16 protein-coding genes are annotated in these 22,864 nt (G+C 39.4%); 1 reads left to right on the top strand and 15 read right to left on the bottom strand.

Translation table 11 applies throughout. The features are described from left to right. Positions 1-70: 70 nt before the first annotated feature. Complete coding sequence (locus QQK05_RS04020) at positions 71-2,740, bottom strand: TonB-dependent receptor (RefSeq protein ID WP_284296152.1); 2,670 nt, start codon at positions 2,738-2,740, stop codon at positions 71-73. Between the two features lie 218 nt (positions 2,741-2,958). Between QQK05_RS04020 and QQK05_RS04015 the strand changes: the two genes are divergently transcribed. Beyond that, positions 2,959-4,905 carry a BCCT family transporter gene (locus tag QQK05_RS04015; protein WP_284296151.1) on the top strand — a complete coding sequence of 649 codons (1,947 nt, stop codon included), beginning with the start codon at positions 2,959-2,961 and terminating at the stop codon, positions 4,903-4,905. Positions 4,906-4,958: 53 nt separating this feature from the next. Here the strand turns inward: QQK05_RS04015 and glnD are convergent, their stop codons facing one another. The 14 genes from glnD to QQK05_RS03945 form a co-directional block, all read right to left on the bottom strand. Next, positions 4,959-7,547: a [protein-PII] uridylyltransferase gene (gene glnD / locus QQK05_RS04010; RefSeq protein WP_284296150.1), complete on the bottom strand. Its 2,589-nt coding sequence runs from the start codon at positions 7,545-7,547 to the stop codon at positions 4,959-4,961. A gap of 5 nt (positions 7,548-7,552) precedes the next feature. Beyond that, positions 7,553-8,368 carry a hypothetical protein gene (locus QQK05_RS04005; protein ID WP_284296149.1) on the bottom strand — a complete coding sequence of 272 codons (816 nt, stop codon included), beginning with the start codon at positions 8,366-8,368 and terminating at the stop codon, positions 7,553-7,555. 257 nt (positions 8,369-8,625) lie between these two features. Next, positions 8,626-9,123, bottom strand: coding sequence for a MarR family winged helix-turn-helix transcriptional regulator (locus QQK05_RS04000; RefSeq protein WP_284296148.1), 498 nt, complete (start codon positions 9,121-9,123; stop codon positions 8,626-8,628). Between the two features lie 224 nt (positions 9,124-9,347). Further along, on the bottom strand, positions 9,348-9,896 hold the full coding sequence (locus QQK05_RS03995) for a hypothetical protein (RefSeq protein WP_284296147.1): 549 nt from the start codon (positions 9,894-9,896) through the stop codon (positions 9,348-9,350). Beyond that, positions 9,886-12,657: a hypothetical protein gene (locus QQK05_RS03990; protein WP_284296146.1), complete on the bottom strand. Its 2,772-nt coding sequence runs from the start codon at positions 12,655-12,657 to the stop codon at positions 9,886-9,888. Before QQK05_RS03990 ends, QQK05_RS03995 begins: the two co-directional genes overlap by 11 nt. An 11-nt stretch (positions 12,658-12,668) precedes the next feature. After that, positions 12,669-14,933, bottom strand: coding sequence for a hypothetical protein (locus QQK05_RS03985; RefSeq protein WP_284296145.1), 2,265 nt, complete (start codon positions 14,931-14,933; stop codon positions 12,669-12,671). Beyond that, on the bottom strand, positions 14,926-16,011 hold the full coding sequence (locus QQK05_RS03980) for a site-specific integrase (RefSeq protein WP_284296144.1): 1,086 nt from the start codon (positions 16,009-16,011) through the stop codon (positions 14,926-14,928). Before QQK05_RS03980 ends, QQK05_RS03985 begins: the two co-directional genes overlap by 8 nt. Before the next feature lie 556 nt (positions 16,012-16,567). Further along, entirely contained in the window at positions 16,568-16,792 is a 225-nt protein-coding gene (gene nqrM / locus QQK05_RS03975) for a (Na+)-NQR maturation NqrM (protein ID WP_284296143.1), read from the bottom strand. 44 nt (positions 16,793-16,836) lie between these two features. Beyond that, positions 16,837-17,859 (bottom strand): FAD:protein FMN transferase, encoded by a 1,023-nt coding sequence (locus QQK05_RS03970; RefSeq protein WP_284296142.1) that lies wholly within the window; start codon positions 17,857-17,859, stop codon positions 16,837-16,839. 490 nt (positions 17,860-18,349) lie between these two features. Continuing rightward, a complete protein-coding gene (gene nqrF / locus QQK05_RS03965; RefSeq protein ID WP_284296141.1) occupies positions 18,350-19,573 on the bottom strand; it encodes an NADH:ubiquinone reductase (Na(+)-transporting) subunit F in 1,224 nt (407 codons plus the stop codon). Between the two features lie 55 nt (positions 19,574-19,628). After that, positions 19,629-20,252 carry an NADH:ubiquinone reductase (Na(+)-transporting) subunit E gene (gene nqrE, locus QQK05_RS03960; protein ID WP_284296140.1) on the bottom strand — a complete coding sequence of 208 codons (624 nt, stop codon included), beginning with the start codon at positions 20,250-20,252 and terminating at the stop codon, positions 19,629-19,631. 5 nt (positions 20,253-20,257) lie between these two features. Beyond that, complete coding sequence (locus QQK05_RS03955) at positions 20,258-20,881, bottom strand: NADH:ubiquinone reductase (Na(+)-transporting) subunit D (protein ID WP_284296139.1); 624 nt, start codon at positions 20,879-20,881, stop codon at positions 20,258-20,260. After that, the gene (locus QQK05_RS03950; protein WP_284296137.1) at positions 20,881-21,660 is read right to left on the bottom strand and encodes a Na(+)-translocating NADH-quinone reductase subunit C; all 780 of its coding nucleotides are present in this window, start codon (positions 21,658-21,660) and stop codon (positions 20,881-20,883) included. Before QQK05_RS03950 ends, QQK05_RS03955 begins: the two co-directional genes overlap by 1 nt. Next, complete coding sequence (locus QQK05_RS03945; protein WP_284296136.1) at positions 21,653-22,864, bottom strand: NADH:ubiquinone reductase (Na(+)-transporting) subunit B; 1,212 nt, start codon at positions 22,862-22,864, stop codon at positions 21,653-21,655. The genes QQK05_RS03950 and QQK05_RS03945 overlap by 8 nt, the downstream gene beginning before the upstream one ends.

Here is a 22,864-nt window from a genome sequence, read left to right as displayed (position 1 = left end):
CAAGCTATCTATACACTTTGTAGAACAAAAGATAAATAGCTTGTTTTAGCTTAATGTGACCAATTAATTGTTATAGATCGTAAGAGAATCGCACGCCTATGGTTCTTGGTCTATTAGTGACAACTTTAGGTGTAAATTGCTGCTCATCAATATATAGCTGAGCGCGTTCGTCAAATAAGTTATCCATATATAACTCTGCTTTCCACTCACCGTTAGTAAACCCAAATGCTAAATTTGCAATTGAGTACGCTTCAGCAACATACCTTCCTCCAGCAAACGCATTACCGTTACTATCGTTATAGGTAACGCCTTGGTACTGACCTGATGAAATTTCTTCTTCAATTTTCAGGCCAGTCCCTGTACCGTAAACAAGTTTATGCGTATCTTCTGACACATATGCATTGGCGAACATTCCAGAAAGTCGGTCGCCGGTATAGGAGATAGAACCATTAACATATCCTTCCCAACCATTTGGTAACTCGTAGAAATAACGGGCTCTTATATTACCCGAAAAGTCTGCTGAATAAGGTAGTTCGCTACCAACAGGTGCAGACAAGTTTGTCATTGTCGGATTTAGTTTGGTAATTTCCGTATCCAAAATACTGAACGCACCGCTAATAATTAAATTATCTGTAGCTTGCCATACAAAGTCGGCATCTAAACCTTTAATTTCAGCAGTACCAACATTATCGGTAAAATAGAAGAAGGCTATGTTGGTTGGATCAAAACGAGAAGTTTGAAGATCATTAATTTCTGAGCTGTATGCTGTTGCATTAACTCGAAGAACTCGGTCAAAAAAATCACCTTTCATGCCGACTTCATAGTTGGTTAATTCATCAGTTAAAGAGTAAACGGGAATACGATAGCCTTCAAATGCTGAGCCTGGTGTTTGATTGCTCGCTAATTGGCCTCCTGTTCTTGCTGTCACAGGCGGACGAAATCCTTCAGAGTAGTTTGCAAAAAACATCAGGTTGTCATCAGCTTGCCAATTAATTGAGTATCTGAATATTGTATCATCTACTTTAAGTTTACCATCTGAGTTCAGCAAACTATTTTCCAATTGACCAGAATTTATCGCATCCAATATAGCTTGTCCCTCTTCTGGGCCAAAATAGTCTAGTGTGTCTTGGTCTGTACCACCCAGGGCACGAATTCTTTTGGTTACCCCACCGTCATTTTGTGAGGTGGTCGCACCTGTAAATATGTCTTCTATTTCATACCAACGAGCGCCAATACTTGCTGTAATAGTATCTGTTAAGTCATATTCAAATTGTCCAAATAGCGCGATTTGATTAATTTCATGAGTAATGTCATTAACAAAGCTGGTTTCTTTAGGAAATGGTTCACCACCATTATTAGTCCCTTCACCAGTCACAACTACACCATCAGCCCCCCAGACACCATCAGGGAACTTTCCAGCTGAACCTAATTGAAACTGTCCAACTGTGCCAAGCTCTTGCTCGTCATAGTAGATACCTGCGGTAACACGCCATTGATTTTCAACCGGTGTATTGAAGCGAAGCTCCTGTGTAAATCGAGTAACATCAGTCTCTTCTTTATAGTAACCACTAGGATCGTAACACTGTTGCTCTTCTGGTGCTGCCGCATAAGTACATGCATAGTAAGTAGCAAAAACGCCACCATTGGTATAGCCAGTATAATCAACCGTTGCGTCGATTTGACGATCTAAGTAGCCACCTGCGTAAACGATATCAAGCTGTGCAAGTCGGCCTTCCAATGTCCAAGTTGTTAGTCCAAAAGTGTCTTCATTTTTTTCTGGAACAAAACGACTGGTACTTTCTTCGTCATCATAAGACGGATCATAAGCAAAAACACCCTCTGTTTCTAATGTTTGTGCTGTGTGTTGAACAAGGAAACTCCATTCATCATTGATTAAATAAGACAAGCCAAAACGAGCACCTGCATACGTAGCGGAATTAAAGTTTTCTTCAATGATATCCGAATTACTTGGGGACTCTGTAGGAGTATTAGCAGGATCAGCGAGTTTCCCCCAGTTAGGTGCTATTCTGTCTAAGTGGGCTGCACTACCAATGTAACCACCTTCGCCAGGCTTGTTTTCGACGTTGTCAATCCAACCTCCTTGATGGTCTGAGTACGCTGCAACACGAAAGGCCAGATCGTCGCTGATTGGTAAATTAAAATAACCCTCTACCGCATTACTTAAATCCCCGCCATTGGTAAAACCAGTGTTAATATCAAAGCCTGCTTCGACATCATCGTGATTGGGTTTTTTAGAAATTATACGTACTGTACCTGCCTGAGAGCTAGCACCAAACAAGGTACCTTGTGGACCTGGCAATACCTCAACACGTTCTATATCTGTCGCGTAAATATCTAAGTTGCGACCTTGCATAGATACAGGCTGTTCATCTAAATATATAGCTACAGAGGGTTGCAATGCTTGAACTGACGAAACCGCGATGCCGGTTTGCGTGGTCGCAGCGCCTCGAATGTATACTTCATTTTGGCCTGGACCTGTGCCTTGGAAAACGACATTAGGTAAAAACTCTACATAATCTTGAAAGTTATCAATGCCCAAATTATCCATAGCATCACCACTTAATGCAGATACGGCTACGGGAACTTCTTGAATACTTTGAGCTCTTTTAGTTGCAGTAACTTCGATAGTCTCAATTTCTTTAATATCATTAGCCAATGCTGGCATAGATACCCCAAGCGCAGACAGTATAGCGGCTGTCAAAACTTTACGTTCAAACATAATTCTCCCAAATTAGATTGTTTCAGATAAAAAATTTGTATTGTTTTTATTTAATAATTAGAACAGAAACTATTGTATAGCAAATAAAATAGCTTTATAACCTATAAAAACAAAAGGTAAACCTATTTCGTATTTATGTGCAATTCACAATATTGCTATGAACACTAATTTTTCGATGTATAATGTTTTCTATGTCATTTTTAGTTGTTAAATAAATAATGGATTCGAATAAACCAGCAATAAATAAGTCGGTATTTTTCCCCGCGATTTTGATTATCCTCTCTATTCTTGCTGTTACGCTAATGTCCCCAGATAGCGCCTCAAAAGTTTTTAACCTAGTGCAATCAAGTATAACCACAAATGGTGGTTGGTTTTACGTACTGACCGTAGCAATCATTCTTGGTTTCGTTATCTATTTGAGTATGTCGAGATTTGGCTCAATAAAGCTAGGGCCAGATCATTCAACCCCAGACTTCTCGTTAACCACATGGATTTCAATGTTATTTGCCGCTGGCATGGGCATTGGCCTAATGTTCTTTGGGGTTGCCGAACCAGTTATGCACTATTTGGCACCACCTACAGCCGAACAGGGCTCATTGGAAGCCATCAAAGAAGCAATGAAGATAACGTTTTTTCACTGGGGGCTTCATGCATGGGCTATTTACGCTATTGTTGCGCTGATTTTGGCTTATTTTAGTTACCGCCAAGGCTTACCTTTAACATTACGTTCAGCACTACACCCCTTAATAGGTGATCGTATTTATGGTTGGCCAGGACATTTAGTTGACATATTTGCAGTAGTTGGCACTGTCTTCGGCGTAGCAACTTCGCTGGGTCTTGGTGCATCACAAGTTAATGCTGGCCTCAATTATCTTTTTTCAATAGAGGTTAGCCAGTCCAATCAGCTTATTATTATGCTTGCTATAACATGTTTAGCGTCAGTTTCTGTAGCAACGGGTTTAGATAAAGGAATCAAAATACTATCTGAAATCAACATGGGACTAGCGGTATTACTCATGTTGCTCATTTTTGTTGTAGGACCAACATTGTTTTTGCTGCAAGCTTATGTGCAGAATATCGGTAACTATCTGTCAGATATAGTGTCAAATACTTTCAATTTATTTGCTTATGAGAAAAAGAGCTGGATTGGTGGTTGGACTATTTTTTATTGGGGATGGTGGCTAGCTTGGGCTCCGTTTGTTGGTTTGTTTATTGCCAAAATTTCTAAAGGCAGAACCATCAGAGAGTTTGTACTTGGTGTACTCATAGTTCCTACAGCTTTTACTTTGCTGTGGATGACTATTTTTGGTAACTCTGCTATTTCACTTATTGTTGATCAGGGCTTTGCTCGTTTAGGAGAAATGATTAGTGAAAATTCGGCTGTTGGGTTGTTTGTTTTCCTCGAATCTTTGCCTTGGTCAATGGCCTTAACGGGTTTGTCGATATTAATGATCGTTATTTTCTTTGTTACTTCATGCGATTCAGGTGCTTTAGTGATTGATATGCTTTGTTCCAATGGCAGGAATGACACACCAGTTTGGCAAAGATTGTTTTGGGCAATATGTGTTGGTGTTGTTGCTGGTGCTTTAACCATTGTCGGCGGGCTGGAGGCCCTCCAAACGATGACCATAGCAAGCGCATTACCATTTAGCATTGTGTTATTGATCGGTTGTTATGGGTTAGGAAAAGCCTTACAAGTTGAATCGGTAAAACAAAATAGTATGTCTTTGATTTCTTCACCTTCCAATACGCAAAGCGCCGATATTGATTGGCAAGATAGATTAGTGAATTTGTTATCAACACCAAACAAAAAAAATGTTGATATTTTTATGAACACCAAAGTGAAAAAGGCATTTGAAAAAGTTAAAAGGCAATTGGAAGAAAATGGTCTTGATGCTCAAATATCAAACACTTCCAATGGCGTATTGCTCAATGTGAGTCACGGTGATGAGCATGACTTTTCATATGGTGTTAATAAGCGAAAACATTCACAACCAGATTTCAATACAAATGATGACAATGATGAATACTACCGTGCAGAAGTCCACTTAGTCGAAGGTGGTCAAGATTACGATATCATGGGGTGGTGTGAAGAAGCGGTTATCAATGACATTATTAACCAATATGAAAAGCACTTACACTTCTTGCATTTACTGCGTGAATAAAAGCATGCTACTTAGATTTAAATAGCCAAAACTGATAGCTACTGGTTCTAGACTCAAGCAATTTTGTCCAGTAGCATCTTAGTAAGCTCTTCTTTGTCTTTTAGCGACAAAGCCATATTGTCTTTTGCCGAAATTGAAAATACATTCTCGCTACTTTCACCTAAAGAACTAATTTTTGCAGAGTGAATTGTTAATTCTTTTTGTTTGAAAACATTACAAATTTTTTCAATAAAAAGTGGGTTGTCTAATGCATTCACTCTTAATAGCGCTCTGCCTGTTTTAGACGTCGTAATAAACTCAATTTCAGGTGAATTTTCAAAATTTTTAACGAATGAAGGCTTAGCCGGTCTATAAGTGCTTGTGCTTTCGTTTAACAAATTGTCTATGCGCTTGATAATCTGTTGCCCACGGTATTCATCAGTTATGGGGTCATCGTTATGATCTAGTACTTTTATAATTTCTAGTACTTTTCCATCTTTTGTCTGGTATAGCTGTGCTTCTTTTACACAAATTTTTAATGACGATAATGTATTAAAAAGATCAACAAAAAGGCTATTACGATCTTTGGCATAAACAAGCAAATTTGTACATTCAAGATTAGGATCATCCACTAAAGCAAGTGTATGTTCATTATTGTGGTTTATTAAAATTTGTTCGGTAAACCTTACTATTTCATTCACCTGATTTGAGCTGAAAAAACTAGACGTGAAATTACCCCAAAGCGAATTTATTTCCGCTTGATAAAAACCTAGAGATACAAGTGTTTCAATCGCTTCATTCTTGTTTTCTCGAATAATTGTACGTTGTTCAAAAACATTCTCTATACCGCTTTTTAGTGCGTTTCTTAATGCGAAGTACAGTTCATTTAACAAACTTTCTTGCCATTCATTCCAGCTTTGTTCGTTAGTTGCCTTTATGTCTGCAACGGTAAAGCAATATAGTGCATTTAACTTAATCTCAGTGCCAATGTGCTTGGCCACTGACTTAATCACCTCGCTATCTTGAATATCTAACGTTTGCACCGTACTTAGCAATAGATTTTGTTTTTCAACAAGCCAAGTTATCAATTCTACATCGGACTTTTTTAAATCATGAAGTTGTGCAAATTCTTTGGCAAACATGGCACTAAATTCATTGTTTTCATGACTCTGCTTCCCTGACAAATCGTGACACAAACCAGCAATTACAAGTACATGTTTGTATACGCTTTCCTTATAAATGCTGCCAACCAATTGTTTACTTTTTCTTAACTGTGTGAACTCGTCAACATATTGAATAAGCTTAAACGCATGTTCATCAACGGTATACGCATTGTGCATATCAAACTGCATTTGCCCTTCAATGGCATTCCATTCAGGAAAGTATGAAGCGATGACGCCGTACCTATGCATCAGACCAAAAGCTCTTTTTAGCCCATTTTTATGCTTAATGATTTGGAGGAACTCATATCTACATTCTTGATAATCTTGGAGCTCTCCTAATAAGCTTCTTCTTGTTTGCCGAAGTAGCCTAAGCGTCTCTGGTGCGATGTCTAATATATCGTCATTTTCAGCAATTAATCTAAATAACCTTACAACATTGGCCTTATTAAAAAACACCTCATCATACTTAGCTTGAATCAAATGTTGAGACACGAAAAAGTGTTCGTCTAAGTCCACTTGAGTTAAGTCATATTTTTTTGGTGTTGAAATTTTCCTTTGAATAACACCCAACATCATCTGGTTTAATTCTCGGATACGGGTCATCGCGCGAAATAATTGGCGCATCATTTTTTCAACGGCCAGTTGGCTGTTTTCACCGTGGCCAAACTTCATAAACTCTGCGACTTCACACTGATAATCAAATAAAAGCGTTTCCACTGGCCTTTTTGCAACGGTATGAAGCGCCCACCTTATGCGACAGATAAAGTCATACGACTCCATCAATTCGAAATATTCATCAGTTTTTAAAAAACCAAGCGTCTTTAACGCCTCAGTATCATTAACGTTAAAGTGCTTACGGGCAATCCAAAAAATCGTTTGAACATCTCTCATTCCACCTGGATTGTTTTTTATATTAGGCTCTAAATACAGTGGCGTATTATTCGCTTTTTTATGTCTGCCTTCCTGCTCAGAGGATTTATCAGTAAGAAACTGATCACTGGTGATGATTTGATCAGAATAAAGCTTCTTTAAAATAGAGCAGGCATGTGAAGATGAGCCTGCAAGCGTTCTTATATCTAGCAAGTTAGTTGCAATGGTTATGTCAGATTTAGCGGCGCTAACATTTTCTCTTAGTGTTCTGACTGATGAGCCAATATCGACCCCTAAATCCCAGAGTTTTGTGAGAAAAGTAGAAAGCTTATCTCCCTGTTCTTTAGTCAGCTCTTTTTCATGAAGAATACAAATATCAATATCAGATTTAGGGTGGAGTGTTTGTCTTCCGTAGCCCCCTACTGCATTTAATGAAATTGAGGAGAATTGATGCAAGTCATAACGATGCCATAATCGAGTGAGTAGTTTATCAAACAACTCGGCTCGCTGAATTTGCAACTCAGAAATTTTCGTTTCAAAAAACTGCTCATTTAGCATTACCTCGTGATCGGCAATGTATGCTTTCAATGATTTGGCATCTAACATAGGGCTATCGTCACACTCAACCATAATGTTTAAAGCCTCTTAAACCAAGTGTTTAGGCTGGCAATAGCCTCATTTATTATTAATTCATTCTTCAATGTTCCACCAAATTCATAGTTATTGTCGGCACAAGTTTTATTAATAATTAAACTATCAGCAGAAACTAGTGTATAGGAAGTCTGACACCCTATGGATAGGTAATAAGACTCCATGTCAGCGAGTAAGCAAGAAATAAGAATATTTGGTTCATATTCCACATTGACAACAAAGTTTGAAAACTCTACCGCTTTATCTGCTTTGTTTAACTGACTATCAGCAGTAGCTATTACTTTATTGCCTAGTGAAGCCGTAAACATAATACTGTCAGAAGCATTCGACTTTTCAACGCCTGTGAAACACACTTGATTTTGATTTGATATGTGTTCGCTAAACACTCCTTCACACTTAGAAATAACAATATCCGTTAACAATTCTCTATTAGCCTGGATAACGCTATCACCTAGCGCCATATTTAATATTTCTTCTTGGTCAGTGCTAAGGTTAGGCTCATTGGTTTCAAAGTAACGAACAACAAAGATGGCATCCTGCATACCAAAATAAGCAGGAATTGAAGCTTCAATACAAAAGCCATGCTGATAAAAATACACTGCCTGAGCATCAGAGGCTTTTACTGTAATTTTTTTTAGGCGATGTGATGCTGCATAGTCCAAAATGGCGGGAATGACTTTAACGAGGTCTGCTTGCCCTAAGCTTTCTATTCTCAGTGAGTGAGTCTTTTTATCTTCAAAAGTTAGAATACCAAAATCTTTCTCTAGTGAATTGAGATTTAATATCTGTTGTTGTTCCATTGTACCGACTGTCTAATTAATTAGAGCTCTAACTATACTAAACCTCACATTCATAATCAAAGCGCTATTGAAAAAATGTTTTTTGTACAAAGCAACTATATATAAGTGTATAGGTTATAAAGCCTATACACACTTAACAAGTGTAAATATCATTAGCAGTGTAATAGTTAGAGGTGAAACTTTAAGATAAGCTTTTTTAACAATGGCTCTTCAAATTTGGAACAAATAAAGGTAAGTATGGAACAAATAAAGGCAAGTTAACTATTACTTGCATTCCCTTCTGAACTTTTATGCATGGGATCTATTTCAAGTACAGGAGCTGCATCTAATTCTGTTGCGTCCATCATGGTAGCAATTCGCTGCATAGATGAAAGTAAAAGTGATTGCTCCCATTCTTCTAAACTACAGAACTTCTGAATAAAGTGCTCTTGAAGTGGCTGAGGTGCATCTATTAGCGAGTTTCTGCCATTATCAGTTAAAAACAACCCCACCCGTCTTTTATCCTCAGTACTGCGAACGCGCTGAACTAATCCTCTATTCTCAAGCCTGTCCACAATATTAGTAACCGTAGCGGCACTTAGGTTAATTTGCTTTGCAATTTGGCTTGCCATTACTCCTTTTATTCTTGCAATTTCTTGCATAATTAAGAGTTGAGGACCAGTTAAGCCAGAAGACTTATTTAATTGCTTTGAATGCAAATCAATTGCGCGAATAACCTTGCGAATTGACACAAGCAGCTCTTCATATTTTTCCATCAGGTGCACCACTTCAAAATTTTTACAGATAATACCATGAAAAGTATAAGTAGCTTATAGGTATTAATGTAAAGTCTGCTTTTCGACTTGAGTTCAACTTGTAATGTCTGCTTTCGTATCATAGCTGACCTAATCAACTGTACGATTAGGTCGAATCCAAAATTGAAAGGTGTCAGATTAGATATGAGCTACTACACTTTAGCTATAGTAGATTTGTCCTCTATCTATCGTTTCAGTTGTTGTGCTAAATCGAAAGGAAGCTGGCTTATTAGTAAATCGAGTGTCTCTTTCACGTTTCGACATTCGAGCTCTCTCACGCGATCACGAAGCTGTTGATACTCGTTAACTACTTCTTCTTTTCTCTTGCTGCGAACCCCCGTAGTGTAGCGTTTTTTCTGTTTTTTCTGCTCCTGTATGTGCAGCTTTAAAAGCGACGCATTTACTTTGTATAAGAACTTAAATAATTCCGCGCTGAATGAGCTTGCTGCAAACATGCTTTGTGCACTAATACCCAGCATTTTAGATACTTCCGACTTCTTGATCTGGTAAAGGCTTTTTGGGGTTTTGCTTGTTGCGACTTTTCCAAAAGTAAATATGCTTGTTTCCTTTTCCGCTTTTAGTGCCAATATTGCCTGCCACGCCCGATGTGTAGTATGTCTCTCTTCCTGCACCCAAATAGGCTTCTCTACATCTTGTAACAGTTCGTCTTTAGCTTCAGCATCTAAGCTGTCGAGAAATTCTTCAGACATTAGCGCATCTAAATCAGCATGCATATAAGCACTCCTCTTCGTTTAGCTTTTTCTCAATGTTATCAATTGCCTTACGTATCCAACCCAACATTTTGGTAATTTGCTCACCATTATAGTTCGATTGAAATTCACCTATTCGTTTTTCAGCGGAACGCATCGTAGGTAAATGATGCTCAACCATAAACCCCATCACATCTTCATTTAATGATTCTTTGATAAATGGTTGAATGACCTCCCAAATCCCTCTCAAGTTACCCTCTGTAATGAGTGCATTAGTGCAATCTAAGCAAAACGAGGGCTTAGCATTATGAGGATTAATCTCGCCAAACTCACTGCACTTTGCACGAGACTCTCCACCTTCTCGAGGCGCACAGGTAGCGTACTGTGCAGAATTAAGCGATATAACACGTCCTGCAATTTTTTCTTTGAGTGCTCTCAATTCACTCGGTGTTATTGCATTAGTAATCCCTACCGTTTTCCCTACGAATCGTGCAAACCCTCCAATATACTTACGACCAATCTGCTTACTATCAATCAGCAAGGTATCAACGATGGAGTTCAGTATTTTGGGTCGTGCGACACTGAGTAAATCTCTGGCCTCCTTGTTTCTCAGGTAAGCCATGAAAAATGAGTCATCCAAATGACAGAACTGATGACGTATTGCTGCCCCCACATCCCCTTGATAACGCATGAGGACGGCTTCTGCCCAGATATGACGAAACGCGTGCGGCGTTGGATAACGAACACCTTGAAGCATTTCCTTAAAGATATCCATCATGGCTTTTTTATCAAGATTACTCTTCTCTTCTCGTAACCACGCTTTTGTATCATCAGACAGATAGTTTTCGACTACAGCTCTATGCTCAACATCAGTAATATTGCCTGCCCGTTGATACTCCAGAAGAGATACTTTGAATCTAGCCAGTGACCTAGCACCTGCAACATACGTACAGTTCAGTATTACAATATCCCGTCTGAGCTCTTTGCAAGTTTCAAGCAAGTGCTGGGCGCGAGCGCTCGACAAGTTGTACAGCTGACTTAATTCATTTAGTGCCTCCTTTTCAGCAGGGGTTAATTCCTCTTTATCAATCTGAGATAATCGCTGTAACTCTATAACTTGCTTGAATGGCTTATATTGCCAAACAAAATTAGACCAGTTACTTTTCACTCTGCTTTCAGTATAAACCTCTGATTTATTGGAAGTTGCAAACTTCTCTTTGTACAAGCATGGAGCCCCCTCCGGTGGCTGGTGAAACTCGTCCAGCTGTGCGGCGACTTGGTAACACTGAGACGTAATTTCCCGATCAAGCTTAGTAGTGCCGTTGGTCTTAGGCACCACCCATTTCAGTTTAAAACGAAATGGCACATGCGAGTTATCCAGAATGTCCAAATTTGACTCTGCATGGATGGCGGAGAGAGGAAAGCCAAATTCACTTTTACGATAACCAAGCCAACTCATCAACAAACAGGTCATTGCATCCGAAACACGATTGGTTTCTGATATAAAATCCACAATACCTCTAGCATTTTTATCGACCATAAGCGCAATATACCAATGGTTAAGAGATTTCATAAAAGCCTTTTCATCGAGACGTTGCTTCTCAATGATATTCCTCATCAGGATATAAATGTCTTCAGCAGTTGTTTGACAAAACTTTTCACTACTGACGTGAGTATTATTCAATGAACTTAAATAATTACACCATACCGCTTCTGGCTTTTTGCTTGCTTCATATGGGTAGTATTTTTGGAGCATTAAGATACGTATTACTTCGAGTGCATCGAAACGTAATTCCAATCCAAGTGTTTTTATCACTTCATAGATATTTTCTTCTCTAAGAGACTGTACTTTTTCGAAAAAGTGTTGGTATTCGTTAAAAAGCGCCGACATCATTGTGCTGTTTAAACTATCCGAGTTTAAGCCTACTGTATTACGCTTTTTGTTGAGCTTATACGTCCCACGAATTGTATCAAGTAAGACATTTCTCCAACTGTTTATACTCCCGTGAGATTGCCCTTCAACCATACCAATCTTTTTATACACAACTTCAATGGCACGCCGACACACTAGGCTGTAAAAGTAATCGTCCTCATAGACGCGGCGCATGTGGTCAATGTAATATTGCCCTATTTCCAGTGTTAGAAAGTTGTAACTCCCCCCTTTTTTATACTCGTTAATTGCAATCCCCATCACCGTCTGACAAGCATTATCCAACGCTTTGTCATGCATTTTCCGTGTCAACCCAATGTCAATCAATCCAGATACACCCAGTGCTTGAAGGCTGTTTCGGCTCTCGACAAAGTTAAAAATCCCGTACGTTGATCTGAAAGCAGGTGCCTGAAGACAGGTAAACATGCCCTTTCCATTAAATGTCTGCGATAAAAAATTGTGGTGAAAAGCCTCAATATTATCTATTGAGAGTGATTTTTGACCTTGGTAGTGCAAAAATCCGGCTAATTGCATAGTAAATCGATAAGATATAGCTGGGGAGATAGATCTTTTTCCCATAATTGAGTTAATTAGCGAAAGCTTTGCGTACTCTGTCATTGTTAACGGATAAGACTCTCCACTTACTGTTAGGTTAGCCACCTTTTCAATTTTCAAATGAGGCTGTTCAAACACGGAAAAATCGAGTTCTGATTTTGTACCTTTATTATTTTTAAAGTACAGCTTTTCTGAAAATAAATTACCGTATTGACTGAGAAACCTTTCATCGGAAAGCAATTTCTGGTTTTGATCTTCCCAGAACGCTTTTAGTGCGGAGTTTTCGGATATTGGTTGCATGGTAAACCTCACTAAATTGAATGAAATACACTGATGTTGACACCCGATTCCAGCATTTTTTCAAAGAGTACTTCACCCTCTCTTATTGAGTCTTTGCTAAGCTTGGTTAAGATCTGTTCCACCCACTCCACTTGCGGAAATACTGTTTGGTAGAGGTAGTCCGGATTGCGACAAAGCAATTTTTTATAGTGGGTTTTAAATTCGTGCAGATAGTTAAACATTTTAAACGCCGTAACTTTACTATCTAACACATAAATGGGCGAAAATGCTTCTTCTTGATTCTTGGACAATAACATAACGCCAACTTCATTAATGACACCTTTGCTCTGCTCGGTGAGCAGTTTTAAACGAGACAACATTTCTCCTGACTTGTAAGATATAGTATCCGCTACATTACCAAACTCATTGTTAAACGCGGCCTTCTTCTTTTCTAACGTTTTTCCCTTCTCTCCTCGCTCTGTATCACTCAGTTTTGACTCACTCTGTTCTAAAAAATCCAGATCAAATACGTTGTTGATTAAATCCAACATGATGCTACGGGTAATGCGGCCTGAGGCATTAATAAACTCTTCGTTGTCCGCCGTGAGATAATGGATTTTCTCCGTTTTATTAGTATGAGAGTTGCGGTTGATAAGGTAGTGAAGTGTGTACGGGTCACTATACGCATGTACCGCTGAGTTCTTTATCGCCTGCAAACCAAACAACTTGATTTGGTCGGATATTTCAGACTGCGCTTGCAATGCTTTTAGAGCTAATGGCAAAATTACGGGGTTTCTTCCATTTTGCCTGTGTAAAGTCGCGAGCTGAGTCTCTATAAACGGTAATTCAAATACCGCGATAGCATTCCCAACAATACTTCGTAATCCATTGAAAATTACCAGAATGCCTCCGTCATAGGCCGATAACTCACCACCCGAATGCTGATTCAGATAGATCAGCAACGCCCTGCCTTCTGGTTTTCTGGTAGATAAACTTCGAGTATTATGGATATTGTTAGCGCGTCCTTTGAAATACTCACACTCTATATGGGTGACACGACCTCCGATTTTTAATAAGCGAAAGGAATTTCGAGAAAGCTTTGTGATATCGGAGGGCTGAACAGTGAGACTTGCCATGAGCCAACTGAACATCAATGTTTCCAATACTGTAATAGGTAGTGGTTGAGTTGTATCCGATAGTTGTGCGAGCACTTCCATTGATAGCAGACAGCCTTTATGAGTACTAGTAAAATATCTATCTGCAAAACCAGTTGAGAACTCACCAAAGCCTCTACGAGATTTCGAGTGAAAACAGTCGTGAAATTTTTGTTCACTATCAAGTGTGGTGCGCACTTTCTCGAAGTTGTTCGAGTTAGTCACATTGGATAACAACACCAACTCAATTGCATGCTTCAAACGTTCAGGCTTCTCATTCAACGAGTGAAACTGAGTTAGGATGCGATAAATCACCCGGCCAACTATTATTTTCTTATCACCTAATATAAGTTTCTTAGATTCAGGAAAATGAAAATCACGAGGTGTAAAGCCATTCTCGACCAAGAACCCTCTCAATGTAGACTTAATTTTGAATAGCTCGATGATTATGGTAGATGCCGTACACTTCAATGAGTTCACTGCTAATTTAGGAGATGCTAGCGTCACATAGAGTTGATTTCCAATTCCTACATCGTCGCGCCTTAACCAATCCAGCGCACCAAAGTAACTGGCTAATGAACATTGCTTCTTGTTGAAGTTGGGGCTAATTTTGGTCTCTTTCAGCGCCTGTAAGTAACGAGCCTCTTCTGGTGTTAATGAGTCCCTAAAGTCTTCTTCTTCGAAGGCATAATGAAACAGGGATTTAAGTTTGCTTAAAACACTATACCCCCCATGATTTCCCAATAAATCATAGTGATACTTTTCGTATTCTTTGAGGGCTGAGTATCGGTTCAATATTTCTTCTTTATTCAGCCACTCGACAAATCTGTAGGCATACTGCTCAACCGCAACCTTTGCCGACAACGAGGCAAATTGATTCGTATAGGCATAGTTATATGCAGCCACTATCACGCGAAATAGCAGGGTCTTGAAGGAATTTTCGATGACTTCAAAGGTCAATCTGCGTTTTTTTAGCCTTGTACCTTCAATCTTCGGTAAAAAAATAGATGTCGCATCAAGGGAATATTTTATCGCTGTGACGGCTTGCTTCGCCTGAAATTCTTGTTGGATTCTTTCTTCCAGCAACACTGAATCCGAGGTTTCACTAATGCGGTGATTATCTGAAGGGTCCATTTCATCCATTTACAACCTCCTTCAACAGACATTCTCGATAACAGCAGGAATGGATATACCGTTTTGTAGTTTCCCCCGCGTGAAGGCCTTCTACTTGATGGCCTAAGCGCCTTGCAGTTTCTAAGTACACTCCTGAAGTTGTTGTAATCGTTTCATAGTGCTTATTTTGACCTTCACAGAGGTTATAAAAAATATCTGTACCAAAGGAATGCCTAAGATGGTGGTATGTATTGCACTCTGTTATTTCTTGGATATTGGCGTAACGGGGATGTCCCGCGTTTATTTTCTCAAGAACTTTTCTCCTCACCTCTAAAAAGGTGTTTGAACCAAAGGCGCTACTAATACACTTTCCTTTGGCATTACCGGAGTTTGCTAGTAACAGGTGGTTTGAGCTGGACCTCGGTCGTTCCAACTCATAGTACTTCTTCATTTTCTCCAATAAGCCTCTTGGAATGTATAACATTCGGCTTCGACCATATTTGGTATAAAGTGAAGATAAATAATATTTAAACTCCTCCTGATTGGGGTGTGATTCTAGTTGTTCAAATAATGTCAGCAGACCACTGTAAGTTTCCTTATTCACTTTAAAATCATGAAGTAAAAACCCCGTATTTTCCTTGGTCCTGCATCCCAACTCTCCACCATTTCTAAGCACTACTTCTTGAAGTAATGACTTCGTATTCTGATAAAGTATTTGTCTTGTTTGCGGCAATAAGTACTTAACAGCCTTTACACCTTTATTGTTATTTCTAGCAACTGCACGGTAAGCAGACTCCACACCGATATACTTTCGTCTATTATCGAAGAAATAAAATAGCCAGTGGTAATATGCAGTTAACGCATTAACGGCCTGCTGTGATACAGCCTCGCCACTCTCACACTCATCAATCAGGTATTTGTTGATGTACTCATTAATAATGCCATTTGGCAAGGCTGTATGAGTAGTTAGTCTGACATAATCACTGCCTTTATAGTCGTTTATCCACTGAAGAAATCGACCTAAATGATTACAAATTGTGTATGCTTGTTCTCCACCCAGTTCTTTTGTAATAAAAGTCTCTTCTTTTTTCTTTGAAGTAGGGTTCATTTCGACTTTTGTGTCGATTCTTAGACCAGAACACTGGGTATAGCGAGCAAAAAGGCATGGCAACAGTATAGGAAAGTGGTTATCGTCAAGATAAACATAATGCTTGTTTATATCTTTGTCATTGTACCTTTGCATACGTATTGTAAGCCCTATTAACGCTCATGATTTTTACGTTAGCTCAATTTTTCACCAGTAACAACTTTATCTTTGCTTTTATTTTTTTGAAAATATTCCAACCGTCTTAAAGCGACAAATTCAGTTAAATTAAAACTATCAAAATTCAAAGTTAAACTTACATAGTATGTACTAACAAAAATATCTCTGATTTTGGTAAGTTATTATTTCTTTTTACTTACACTTTTTGACTGTTCGTTAACACTCTAAAGTTTAAAAGCAATCCATATCGATATGAATAATTTTTCTCATAACCAACAAACAACACTGTACATAAAAACAGTATACTAATAATAATCAGTAATACAACTTTTTATGGAAATGCTACATGCAAAACAAAAAAAGCACCCATTTGGGTGCTTTCTATTTAGAAAAATTTAGATTAGATATTCTTTATATCAATACTATTTTCTTTTAGTTCAGCCGCTTTACGCTCACGTTCTTGACGGCTTTCACATGGGTTATCACAATTACATTCTTTATCTATTCCAATGCTACCCAAGCCACCACAACTACCCGCTAACGACTTCTGTTGAAAAATATAGCCAACAGCCATACCAACGACAACAATCAAGAAGAAGGCTAAAGTAAGTAAAAAAATAGTCATCTCTAATTCCAAGCAAAAAATTTAGACAAATAACAAAATGATTGTTATTTCAAATACGGCATGAATTTTACCGTGTTTATCTCTTCAAAGCCATTATCTGTTTTCACAATTAACATCGCGGCAAGTTTATTTTCTTCGGCAAAGGCAAGCCCTACTTCAGGCCCCATCACCATGATTGCCGTTGATAAACCATCTGCCGTCATTGCTGAAGGGTGAATAACGGTAACAGACACTAGTTTATGATTAATAGGTTTACCCGTTTGTGGATCAATAATATGCGAAAAACGTTGGCCGTCTTCTTCAAAATAGTTCCGGTAGTCGCCTGACGTTGCTACAGCATTGTCTTTAGGTACAACAAATTGGTGAATAACACGTTCATTTGAAATAGGCTTTTCAACCGCAATGGTCCAAAGTGTGCCATTAGCTTTAAAGCCTTTTAGGCGCATTTCACCGCCGACTTCAACTAAGTAGCTCTGGATATTCTTAGACTCTAGTAACTCGGCAATCACGTCTACGCCATAACCTTTAGCGATCGTCGACAGGTCAACGTAAAGTGATGGTAACGTTTTGCTAAGTTGATTACCGTCGATAACGATGTGGTTTAAACCAGTATTAGCTTTTGCATTAGCTAACGCTTCGTCAGATGGCACTACATCAGGTCGAGCGAGTGGGCCAAAGCCCCATAAATTGACAAGAGGCCCAACGGTGACATCTAACTTACCTGACGTCAGTTTTCCAAGGCGAATTGACTCGTTAATAACTTTAGCTAGACCATTTGACATCGCTACAGGTGTATCGCCAGCCGACTTGTTAAATAATGATAATTCTGAGTCAGGAATGTAGGTCGACATCTCTTGGTTCACTTGAACAAGTGCCGCATCAATTTCATGGTGTAGCTGATTAACATCCAGCTGCCCCTTTTCAATCACAAACTTGATGTTATATGTCGTCCCCATTGTAGGGCCTTGTAGAAGCAACTCTTCCTTAGTGCTATCGTTGTTGTTAGGAAAACAACCTTGAACTAACACAACCACCAACAGCAAGCCTAACAACTTTACTACACGCATTTCCTATCCTAAACCGTATTCATATAAGACTATTTTACCTCAAAATCACAAAGGGATCAGAGTAAATTTTTAGCGTTGAAGGCCTTGTCAGAAATTTAGTCTATCGCAGACACTGAAACAGCCAACTCAAGACCTAAATACAGATTCCAACTGACGCCGAAGTTATAAATGTTAAACATAAAAAAAGAGCGACTATGTCGCTCTTTCTATATCAACCTAAATTTAAAGGTTTTGCGATATATGATGATGTTAGTTCTAGGAATGAGCGCGGAGCTTGGTTTACCAAGTGAGCACAACTATGCAATCACTATCACGTTGACGAATTTCGTCCAAAAAAAAGAGTGGCAAAGCCACTCTTTTTATAAAACTATATTTTTAGGTTTGAACGCTGGAAATTGGTTTTATTTATAGGAGGCTGCGCGGAGCTTGGTTTACCAAGTGAGCACAGCCGACAACAAAATAAGGCCAAATAACAAGTTCAAATCAAAAATTAGCCACCGAAGTCATCTAGAAGTATATTCTCATCTTCTACACCTAGATCTTTCAGCATGCCGATTACAGCTGCGTTCATCATAGGTGGACCACACATGTAGTATTCACAATCTTCTGGTGCTTCATGGTCACGTAAGTAGTTCTCGTAAAGAACGTTGTGAATGAAGCCAGTCATACCATCCCAGTTATCTTCTGGCTGAGGGTCTGATAACGCTACATGCCAGTTGAAGTTGTCATTTTCAGCAGCTAAGCCGTTGAAGTCATCTTCATAGAACATCTCACGTAATGAACGTGCACCGTACCAGAATGAGATCTTACGCTTAGACTTAATACGCTTAAGCTGATCGAAGATGTGAGAACGCATAGGTGCCATACCTGCACCACCACCGATAAATACCATTTCTGCATCAGTTTCTTTCGCGAAGAATTCACCGAATGGACCAGAAATCGTCACTTTATCACCTTCTTTTAAGCTCCAAATGTACGAAGACATTTTACCTGCTGGAAGTGATAAGTTGTTTGGCGGCGGCGTAGCAATACGCACGTTAAGCATAATAATGCCTTCTTCTTCTGGGTAGTTCGCCATTGAGTATGCACGCAATGTGTCAGTATCAACTTTCGATTCAATATCGAAGAAGCCAAAACGTTCCCAGTCACCACGATATTCTTCAGGAATATCAAATTCTTTGTATTTAACATGGTGAGCAGGTGCTTCAATTTGAATGTAACCACCAGCGCGGAATGGTACTGATTCACCATCAGGGATGCCTAACTTAAGCTCCTTGATGAATGTCGCTTTGTTATCGTTAGAGATAACTGTACATTCCCACTGTTGAACACCAAAGATTTCGTCTTCTAACACAATGTCCATGTCTTGCTTAACAGCAACTTGACACGCTAAACGACACCCTTCTTTTGCTTCACGCTTAGTAATGTGGCTTTGCTCAGTTGGTAAAATATCACCACCACCTGAGTGTACGTCAACACGACACTGACCACATGTACCGCCACCACCACAAGCTGATGGTACGAAAATACCTTGATCTGCTAACGCGCCCAATAATTTGCCGCCAGCAGCAGTAGTGATCGCTTTATCTGGATCACCGTTAATAGCGATAGTCACATCACCTGTTGAAACCAGCTTAGACTTAGCAAATAAAATTACTAAAACTAGCACGATAACAATAGCGGTGAACATCGATACGCCGAGTATAATTTCCATCGACTTTTCCTTTGTACATCAGAGAAGGTGGCGTTCACCACCCTCTACATTAACCTTATAACGAGATACCACCAAAAGAAAGAAAGCCAAATGCCATCAATCCAGTGCTGATAAACGTAATACCTAAACCTTTCAAGCCATCAGGCACATCTGAATACTTCATCTTTTCACGTAAACCCGCTAATAAGACGATAGCTAATGCCCAACCAGTACCAGAACCGATACCGTAAACAACTGACTCACCTAACGTTAAGTTCTTCGCAACCATGAAAGACACGGCACCAAAAATCGCACAGTTAACTGTGATTAATGGTAAGAAGATACCCAAAGCGTTGTATAGCGGTGGGAAGTACTTGTCTAATACCATCTCAAGGATTTGTACTAGCGCAGCAATAACACCGATAAAGGTAATGAAAGACAAGAAGCTTAAGTCAACTGACTCTTTAGGGTCAGTAATACCTAAAACCGGGTCTAACGCACCTGGAGCTAAGATTGCTTGGTAAATAATTTGGTTAACAGGTACAGCAATACCTAGTACTACGATTACCGCAACACCTAAGCCCATTGCTGTTTGTACTTTCTTAGAAACCGCCAAGAACGTACACATACCTAGGAAAAACGATAACGCGATATTTTCGATGAAAATCGTTTTAACCAATAATGATAAATAATGTTCCATCGTGATTAGTCCTTCTCAACTTGCTCTGGTTTCCACTGGCGAATAGCCCAGATGATTAAACCAATGACGAAGAATGATGAGAATGGTAAAACTAATAAACCATTCGCTTGGTACCAACCACCGTTTTGAATTAATGGTAAAATCTCGATACCGAAAACCGTACCGAAACCAAATAATTCACGGAAGAAAGCAACCGTCATAAGGATGAAACCGTAACCTAAACCGTTACCAATACCATCCATGAAGCTTACGCCAGGCTTTTCTTTCATCGCGAAAGCTTCAGCACGACCCATAACGATACAGTTAGTAATAATCAAACCAACAAATACCGCAAGCTCTTGAGATAGCGCATATGAGAACGCCTTAAGCACTTGGTCAACCACGATTACTAATGACGCGATAATCGCCATTTGTACGATGATACGTACACTAGAAGGAATGTGGTTACGGATAATCGAAATGAATAAGTTCGAAAATGCAGTTACAAAAACTACCGCTAACGTCATAACTAATGCGTTAGCCATTGAGCTTGTTACCGCTAATGCAGAACAAATACCTAGTACTTGTAAAGCAATTGGGTTGTTATCAACGATCGGGGCCGTTAATACTTTCTTTGCTTCATTAGCCATTAGTTAAGTCCTCCACGGTTTTTCTTGATGAAAGGTAAGTAACCTTCTTCACCGAACCAGAATGCAAATGTGTTTGTAACACCGTTTGCAGTAAGCGTAGCGCCTGATAAACCATCAACTTGGTATGCTTCATTAGGGTTACCCGCTTTAACACCGCCTTTAACAAGTTCAACACGAACCATGTCTTGGTTGTCGAAAATCTTCTTGCCTGGCCATAATGCAATCCACTTAGGGTTAAGAACTTCAGCACCTAGGCCCGGAGTTTCTTTCATTTCCGCTGTGTAGATTACGTTTTTGATCGTGTTTAAGTCTGCTTCAACACCAACGAAAGCGTACATCAGATCCCAAAGACCTGAACCAACCATTGGGAATACAACAGTTTCTACTTTACCAGCGTCGTTTGATACTAAGTATATAACCGCATCGTGTGAACGACGGTTAATACCAGCAATATCATTCTTTGGCTTAGACGACTTTTCAGCGTCACGAGAGTTACGACGTTCGTCAAATAACTCAGGGTTACCATCAATGAACTCACCAGTATTTAGGTCAATCATTTTCGCTTCAACGTATTTGTTGTAAGTACCAACAATATCGCCATCCGCTTTTTCGATTAAACCAGCAGCAGTTAAGATCTTAGTTTGTTGATCTAATAACTTGTTTGCTTGTTGTAGAGGCTTTAACTGTACCGCAGCGAACGATACTAATAATGCACACACTAAACAAACTGCTAAAACGAATCCAACCGTTTTACCGAATGTTTCTTTATTACTAGACATTGCGAGCAACCCTCCTCTTGATGTTTGATTGAACAACAAAGTAATCAAACAATGGAGCAAATAGGTTAGCGAATAAGATAGCTAACATCATACCTTCTGGGAATGCTGGGTTAACAACACGTACTAATACCACCATTACACCAACTAAAGCACCAAACCAGTATTTACCAGTATTAGTGAACGACATAGTTACTGGGTCAGTCGCCATGAACATCATACCAAAGGCAAAACCACCTACAACTAAGTGCCAGTACCAAGGCATAGCAAACATTGCGTTTGTCTCGCTACCAATCATGTTGAATAACGTTGCAGTAACAGCCATACCAACAAATACACTTAATACGATGCGCCATGATGCAATGCCTTTATAAAGGATGTATGCACCACCTAAGAAAATTGCAGCAGTTGACACTTCACCTACAGAACCAGGAATGTAACCCCAGAACGCGTTCCACCAATCAGCGTTTAAGCTGTAATCGATAGCACCTACTTGTGCAGCAGCACCAGCAGCTAACGCAGTAGCACCAGAGAAACCATCAACAGCAACCCATACAGCGTCACCAGAGATTTCACTTGGGTAAGCGAAGAATAAGAATGCACGACCAGCTAAAGCAGGGTTTAAGAAGTTTTTACCTGTACCACCAAAGATTTCTTTCGCAATCACAACACCGAACGTGATACCAATAGCAGCCTGCCATAATGGAATCGTCGCTGGTAAGATTAACGCGAATAAAATTGATGTTACGAAGAAACCTTCATTTACTTCATGCTTACGTACTGCGGCAAATAATACTTCCCAAAAACCACCAACGATGAATACCGTCATGTAAATTGGTAGGAAGAAACACGCACCGTATAACATTTGCGTAAACCAGCCTGACTGCGCTGTTAACTCAGCACCAAAGAAGCTGAATAAACCAACCTGCCATGTATCAGGTAATGCGTAACCAGCAGCAAGCGCTTCAGTAGCTTGCAAACCGATGTTGTACATACCAAAGAACATCGCTGGGAATACAGCTAACCAAACCGTAATCATGATACGTTTTAAGTCTATGCTGTCGCGAATGTGAGTTTTACCCTTAGTTACGTAACCAGGAGTAAATAGACCAGTAGCGATTGCTTCGTATAAAGCAAACCACTTCTCGTGTTTACCGCCTTTTTCAAAATGCGGCTCAATATCTTCAATAAACTTTTTCAAGCCCAT

It is taken from the genome of Thalassotalea loyana (assembly GCF_030161435.1).
In the GTDB taxonomy this organism is placed as follows: domain Bacteria; phylum Pseudomonadota; class Gammaproteobacteria; order Enterobacterales; family Alteromonadaceae; genus Thalassotalea_G; species Thalassotalea_G loyana.
The sequence above is the reverse complement of the archived record's forward strand: the minus strand, read 5'-3'. Positions and strand labels throughout refer to the sequence as shown.

Coding starts and splice junctions, on each gene's coding strand:
- QQK05_RS04020 (WP_284296152.1), bottom strand. CDS start 2,740: ATGTTTGAACGTAAAGTTTTGACAGCCGCTATACTGTCTGCGCTTGGG.
- QQK05_RS04015 (WP_284296151.1), top strand. CDS start 2,959: ATGGATTCGAATAAACCAGCAATAAATAAGTCGGTATTTTTCCCCGCG.
- glnD (WP_284296150.1), bottom strand. CDS start 7,547: ATGGTTGAGTGTGACGATAGCCCTATGTTAGATGCCAAATCATTGAAA.
- QQK05_RS04005 (WP_284296149.1), bottom strand. CDS start 8,368: ATGGAACAACAACAGATATTAAATCTCAATTCACTAGAGAAAGATTTT.
- QQK05_RS04000 (WP_284296148.1), bottom strand. CDS start 9,123: ATGGAAAAATATGAAGAGCTGCTTGTGTCAATTCGCAAGGTTATTCGC.
- QQK05_RS03995 (WP_284296147.1), bottom strand. CDS start 9,896: ATGCATGCTGATTTAGATGCGCTAATGTCTGAAGAATTTCTCGACAGC.
- QQK05_RS03990 (WP_284296146.1), bottom strand. CDS start 12,657: ATGCAACCAATATCCGAAAACTCCGCACTAAAAGCGTTCTGGGAAGAT.
- QQK05_RS03985 (WP_284296145.1), bottom strand. CDS start 14,933: ATGGATGAAATGGACCCTTCAGATAATCACCGCATTAGTGAAACCTCG.
- QQK05_RS03980 (WP_284296144.1), bottom strand. CDS start 16,011: ATGAACCCTACTTCAAAGAAAAAAGAAGAGACTTTTATTACAAAAGAA.
- nqrM (WP_284296143.1), bottom strand. CDS start 16,792: ATGACTATTTTTTTACTTACTTTAGCCTTCTTCTTGATTGTTGTCGTT.
- QQK05_RS03970 (WP_284296142.1), bottom strand. CDS start 17,859: ATGCGTGTAGTAAAGTTGTTAGGCTTGCTGTTGGTGGTTGTGTTAGTT.
- nqrF (WP_284296141.1), bottom strand. CDS start 19,573: ATGGAAATTATACTCGGCGTATCGATGTTCACCGCTATTGTTATCGTG.
- nqrE (WP_284296140.1), bottom strand. CDS start 20,252: ATGGAACATTATTTATCATTATTGGTTAAAACGATTTTCATCGAAAAT.
- QQK05_RS03955 (WP_284296139.1), bottom strand. CDS start 20,881: ATGGCTAATGAAGCAAAGAAAGTATTAACGGCCCCGATCGTTGATAAC.
- QQK05_RS03950 (WP_284296137.1), bottom strand. CDS start 21,660: ATGTCTAGTAATAAAGAAACATTCGGTAAAACGGTTGGATTCGTTTTA.
- QQK05_RS03945 (WP_284296136.1), bottom strand. CDS start 22,864: ATGGGCTTGAAAAAGTTTATTGAAGATATTGAGCCGCATTTTGAAAAA.